Origin of the sequence: Pseudorhodobacter sp., assembly GCF_030452865.1 — a bacterium.
Classification (GTDB): domain Bacteria; phylum Pseudomonadota; class Alphaproteobacteria; order Rhodobacterales; family Rhodobacteraceae; genus Pseudorhodobacter.
On sequence record NZ_JAKDLJ010000424.1, the window covers coordinates 1 to 2,925 of the forward strand.

Consider the following 2,925-nt stretch of genomic DNA (forward strand, 5'->3'; position numbering starts at 1 on the left):
TTGTTCCCATGGTTGTGGAACAAACCAGCCGGGGGGAGCGTGCCTATGACATCTATAGCCGCATGCTCAAGGAACGGATCATTTTCCTGTCCGGCCCGGTGCATGATGGCATGTCGAGCCTGATTTGCGCGCAGCTTCTGTTTCTTGAGGCAGAAAACCCGTCCAAGGAAATTTCCATGTATATCAACAGCCCCGGTGGCGTTGTGACCTCTGGTCTGTCGATCTATGACACCATGCAATATATCAAACCGAAGGTTTCGACGCTTGTTATCGGACAGGCGGCCTCGATGGGATCGCTGTTGCTGACGGCGGGAGAAAAGGGGATGCGCTTCAGCCTTCCCAACTCCCGCGTCATGGTTCACCAGCCCTCGGGCGGTTATCAGGGGCAGGCGACGGATATCATGATCCACGCCCGCGAAACCGAAAAACTGAAGCGCCGCTTGAATGAGATTTACGTCCGCCATACCGGGCAAAGCCTTGAAGCGGTGGAAGCAGCATTGGAGCGTGACAACTTCATGTCCGCCGAAGACGCCAAGGAATGGGGTCTGATTGACGAGATTCTGGAAAATCGCGGTAAGGCGGAGCCGGCAGACAAGTAGTGATCACCCCCGGCGGCAGCGGTTTTCAGGCATCGCCCGCCGGGGGCGATTTGACATTGTGAAGGTCGGGGCCATGCCCTAGACTTGGGCAAAACCCACCTACGACGACGCAGGGCAGAGGACGACAATGGCGAATAATTCGGGCAGCGACAGCAAAAACACCCTCTATTGCTCGTTCTGTGGCAAGAGCCAGCATGAGGTGCGCAAGCTCATCGCAGGGCCGACCGTGTTCATCTGTGATGAATGCGTGGAGCTTTGCATGGATATCATCCGCGAAGAAACCAAATCCGCTGGGTTGAAATCCTCCGAAGGGGTGCCGACACCGCGCGATATCTGCAAGGTGCTGGATGATTATGTCATCGGGCAGGTTCACGCCAAGCGGGTGCTTTCGGTTGCGGTGCATAACCACTACAAAAGGTTGAACCATTCGTCGAAATCCGAGATCGAACTGGCGAAATCCAACATTCTGCTGATCGGGCCAACCGGTTGCGGCAAGACCTTGCTGGCGCAAACGCTCGCGCGGATTCTCGATGTGCCGTTTACCATGGCGGACGCAACCACACTGACCGAAGCGGGTTATGTTGGTGAAGATGTTGAAAACATCATCCTGAAATTGCTGCAAGCGTCGGAATATAACGTCGAACGTGCGCAGCGTGGCATTGTTTATATTGATGAGGTCGACAAGATCACCCGCAAGTCGGACAATCCGTCGATCACGCGCGACGTGTCTGGCGAAGGCGTGCAGCAAGCGCTTTTGAAGATCATGGAAGGCACCGTGGCGAGTGTGCCACCGCAAGGCGGGCGCAAACATCCGCAGCAGGAATTCCTGCAAGTGGATACCACCAACATCCTGTTCATCTGCGGCGGCGCGTTTTCGGGCTTGGAGAAGATCATTGCACAACGCGGCAAAGGCTCCGGCATCGGCTTCGGCGCAGAGGTGAAAGACCCGGACTCGCGCGGTGTGGGCGAGTTGTTCGGAGAGCTGGAGCCGGAAGATCTGCTGAAATTCGGCCTGATTCCGGAATTTGTCGGCCGCCTGCCGGTGATCGCAACCCTGACCGATCTGGATGAGGAGGCGCTGATCACCATTTTGACCGCGCCGAAGAACGCTTTGGTCAAGCAGTATCAACGTCTGTTTGACATCGAAGGCACCGAGTTGACCTTTACCGCCGACGCGCTGACCGCTATCGCCAAACGTGCGATCAAGCGCAAGACCGGCGCGAGGGGGCTGCGCTCGATCATGGAAGATATCCTGCTCGATACCATGTTCGAACTGCCCGGCATGGAAGGCGTGCAGGAAGTGGTGGTGAATGAGGAGGCGGTGAATTCCGGCGCGCAACCGCTTCTGGTGCATACCGAACGCAAGAAAAAAGAACCCGCATCAGCGGGATAAGGCATCGGCGGGCAAAAGCCCGCCCTTATCTTTAACCTACCCCAAACCGGCTGGACCTTGACCGCGGCTTGCGGCATATGACGTGAAAAGAACCCGGAGGCCTGCGATGTATTTCCTCAAGCGTTTGTTGACTTGGTGGAACAGCCAGACGATCAACACCCAGTTTTTCACCTGGCGCAAGGGCGTGAAGGTGGGTGAGGATGCGCAGGGCAATATCTATTACCAGACCGTCGGCGGCAAACGCCGCTGGGTGATCTATAATGGTGAGATGGAAGCGACGCGGGTTAATCCTGACTGGCATGGCTGGTTGCACTTCACCTGGGATCAGCCGCCAACTGAAAAACCATTGGTGAAAAAGCCTTGGGAAAAGCCGCATCTGGAAAACCTGACCGGCACGCCCGAAGCCTATGTTCCGGCAGGCTCCATCATGCGCGCACGCCCTGTCGCTCGCTCGGATTATGAGGCGTGGCGGCCGGAATAGGGCGCGTCCGGGCTTTGGGTGTTCATCCTGCAATGAAAATGTTTTTTGCAACCCTTCTGGCCGTGTTTTGCGCGATGCCGATCTCTGCGCAAACTGCGATCGATGCGCGCGGCGGCGTCGTGCGCTGGTTGGATAAAGTTTCGGGCGAAACCGGCGATATTGAGTTGTTGCGCGGCCAATCGGCGCAGAACGGTCGGCTGACGATTCAGCTTGACGATTGCCGCTATCCCGAGGGTGACACCCCGACAGATGCCTATGCACATTTGACCATCCTCGATAAATTCCAGCAAAAACCTGTCTTTACCGGCTGGATGCTGGCCAGTTCCCCCGCGTTGTCGGCGATGGACCACCCGCGCTATGATGTGTGGATTTTGCGCTGCCTGACAGAGTGAGCGGTGGGGGCGTAGCCAACCGGGTTGAAATCCGCCTTCAGCGCCAAGGCCGCCTGCAAT

At 57.0% G+C, this 2,925-nt stretch carries 4 protein-coding genes; all 4 read left to right on the forward strand.

The window, feature by feature from the left end; genetic code table 11:
- The coding region (locus L0H65_RS17470) for an ATP-dependent Clp protease proteolytic subunit (RefSeq protein ID WP_301460499.1) at positions 1-599 on the forward strand (599 nt) is incomplete at its 5' end.
- A gap of 127 nt (positions 600-726) precedes the next feature.
- Positions 727-1,992 carry an ATP-dependent Clp protease ATP-binding subunit ClpX gene (gene clpX, locus L0H65_RS17475; protein ID WP_301460500.1) on the forward strand — a complete coding sequence of 422 codons (1,266 nt, stop codon included), beginning with the start codon at positions 727-729 and terminating at the stop codon, positions 1,990-1,992.
- A gap of 106 nt (positions 1,993-2,098) precedes the next feature.
- Entirely contained in the window at positions 2,099-2,473 is a 375-nt protein-coding gene (locus L0H65_RS17480) for an NADH:ubiquinone oxidoreductase subunit NDUFA12 (protein WP_301460501.1), read from the forward strand.
- Positions 2,474-2,505: 32 nt separating this feature from the next.
- Entirely contained in the window at positions 2,506-2,865 is a 360-nt protein-coding gene (locus L0H65_RS17485; RefSeq protein WP_301460502.1) for a DUF2155 domain-containing protein, read from the forward strand.
- Positions 2,866-2,925 lie beyond the last annotated feature (60 nt).

Excerpts from the sequence above, each read along its gene's own strand:
- clpX (WP_301460500.1), top strand. The coding sequence starts at position 727 with ATGGCGAATAATTCGGGCAGCGACAGCAAAAACACCCTCTATTGCTCG.
- L0H65_RS17480 (WP_301460501.1), top strand. The coding sequence starts at position 2,099 with ATGTATTTCCTCAAGCGTTTGTTGACTTGGTGGAACAGCCAGACGATC.
- L0H65_RS17485 (WP_301460502.1), top strand. The coding sequence starts at position 2,506 with ATGAAAATGTTTTTTGCAACCCTTCTGGCCGTGTTTTGCGCGATGCCG.